Raw genomic sequence first — 2,691 nt, 5'->3', positions numbered from 1 at the left:
TTTTCCCCTTTGGCAATCTCGTAACCGATTTGGGTACCGTTATCGAAGGGAATATCTGAAAGTTGGGTAATTGCACCAGGGGAAATTCTCAGAGCTTTGGAGTCAAATGGAAACCCGACACTGTAGATATTGCGATCGTTTACTTTGAGGATACCAGGGTTAGAGAGGTTGGCTAATTGGTATGATTTAGAGCTGGTAAATTCTAGTAAGGCTAAATCGTACTTACGATCGAATCCACCGTCGATCTGTTTAGCAGTATACTTTTGCCCGTCGGGTGATTGAATCTCAAATTGGGCTGCGCGCCTCGTGACGTGAGCATTAGTGAGGACGAGGTAGGTATTGCCCTTTTTAGCAATTAGGACACCTGAGCCGCCATTATTGGCGGAGGTGATGCGAACTGTAATGTCTTTGGCAATCCGATTTACTTTGGTGCTGGCTTGTTTTTCGGCTTCGTCGAGTTGCTGGAGTTCCGGATCGATCTTTTGGGCGATTTGGGTAGCAGGGTTGCTGTGTGATGTCCGATCTGATAATGTTGCTGCTTGGACGGGCAATAAAAATAGGCTCGATAGAATAATTGGGGTAATATTTTTCATATTTTAGTAATTTTTAGTGGGTTCATATCCCCGACTTCTTCGAGAAGTCGGGGATCTATGCGTGGGGATCTGGTTGTCTTTTGAAAAATAGATCGGATGCTCTAATTTCCTTTCAACTTAGCAATTATCCCCATCACATTCTGATATAAATTCATCTGTTTCTGCTGCCGAAATAACTCAGCCGCCTGAGTTAGATCGGCGATTGCTCCCTGTTTATCTCCTAATTGAGATTTCGCTAAACCCCGAAGCATGTAATTAGTAGTATCGTTAGGCTTAATTGTAATGGCTCGATCGTAATCAGATAATGAACCCTGTTTATCTCCTAGTTGGAGTTTGACAAGACCCCGACCATTGTAAGCCGCAGTATTGTTAGGATTAATTACAATGGCTCGATTATAATCGGCTAATGCGCCCTGTTTGTCTCCTAGTTGAGATTTTGTATTGCCTCGCATCATGTAAGCATTATCATCATCGGAATTGAGTTTAATCGATCGATCCAAGTCGGACAATGCACCCTGGTTATCTCCTGATTGAAGTTTAACAATGCCCCGACCAGCGTAAGCACCATAATCGTTAGGATTAAGTTCGATTGCTCGACTAAAATCAGACAGTGCCCCCTGGTTATCTCCTAATTGAAGTTTAAAAGTACCCCGACTATTGTAGGCTGAAATATTGTTAGAGTTGAGTTTAATTGCTCGACCAAAATCAGACAGTGCCCCCTGTTTATCGCCTAATTCAGCTTTAACTAGCCCCCGCACAGTGTAAGCATTCGTAAAGTTAGGATTGAGATTAAGGGATCGATTGTAATCGGATATTGCGCCCTGTTTATCTCCTCGTGCAGATTTAGCGATCCCCCGATTCAGGTAAACATATGCTTCTGGCCGATCTTCAATCAGCTTGTCATAAATTTTTATTGCGGCTGGATATTGTTTTAAATCGTCTAGAATTGTTGCTTTTTGATTAGTTGATGTTAAATCTTGCGGCTCTAATTTAATTGCTATATCGATCGACTGTAATGACAGATCGTACTTTTTCAACTTTCTCAAAATCGAACTTTGATTCTTCCAGAAATAGTAATAGTCCGCGCGACTTTTGGGTGGTACGGCGGCGATGGCTTTGGCTATGGCTATTTGAGCTAGGTCGAATTTCTCCAACGTCGCTAATGATAATGCCAGCCCATAATTTCCAGTTAAAATCTGACCTTTGCTAATTGCTATATTAAAAGCTGCTACGGCTTTTTCAGATTGTCTAGTCCGAGCGAGTTGATTGCCATAAGTTAGCCAGCGTTCGCCCTCGTCCTCTGCGTTAGGTTGGGTCAAATTCTGCATATTGCTAACGATCGTTTGCCGATCTAGATCGCTCAATGTTGCTGCTGGCGTTTTCGCAATTTTAAGTAACTTAGGGTTGAGTTGCAATTTATCTGCTAAACCGATTAAAGTTTGCATTGATATTCCTTGGCTATTCCCTAACATCACACCCTTAGTCTGTTCGGCTTTGCCGTGAATGCCGATAACTCTTCCTGCTGAATCGAATACAGCTCCCCCACTCATGCCACCATAACTGATACTGCTATAAATCAGGTCATAACCATTCTCAAAAGATTGTTTGTCTTGTGCTTGTAATTTACCTTGTTCCCGATCGAAAACATAGCCAGGATTGAGTTGCCATTGCCACAAGGGACTATTAATTTTATCCCGCCCTGGAAAGCCACCAGCTAAGACGATTTCTTTAGTATTTGGGATAGTTTCACTCAGTTGGGCAATCGGATAGGTGCTATTGCTGCTAAATTTTACAACAGCTAGATCGACCCCTTCAGCAACTACCGTACTGGTAAAATTATGAGTATTTTGGTCGTAGGTAACGAGCTGATTATTGCTATATTTTTGCCGATTCTGTTCGTTTTCTACTACATGTTTGGCAGTAACGACATAATAACTATTCCCTTCCCGTGCGACGATGACTCCCGAACCATTACCGCCACTATTTTCAATTCTTACTGTCTGTTTCCGAGCGGCATCATTCAGCTTTGCCATATATCCCGTTAAGGTGGCTTGACGTTGAATTTTACCGACTGCCAAGCCATTAAATTTATAGCCGT

Annotated in this window: 2 protein-coding genes; both read right to left on the bottom strand. The window is 42.5% G+C overall.

The features are described 5' to 3' along the window. On the bottom strand, positions 1-593 hold a 593-nt coding region (locus RMO79_RS18255), incomplete at its 3' end, for a trypsin-like peptidase domain-containing protein (RefSeq protein ID WP_310484668.1). A 101-nt stretch (positions 594-694) separates the two neighbouring features. Then, positions 695-2,691: tetratricopeptide repeat protein (locus RMO79_RS18250; RefSeq protein ID WP_310484667.1), on the bottom strand; the 1,997-nt coding region annotated here is incomplete at its 5' end.

The sequence above is a fragment of the Chamaesiphon sp. VAR_48_metabat_403 genome, from assembly GCF_031422475.1.
Lineage (GTDB): Bacteria > Cyanobacteriota > Cyanobacteriia > Cyanobacteriales > Chamaesiphonaceae > Chamaesiphon.
Note: the sequence above shows the minus strand (reverse complement) of the source record. Positions and strands in the feature narration are given on the sequence as shown.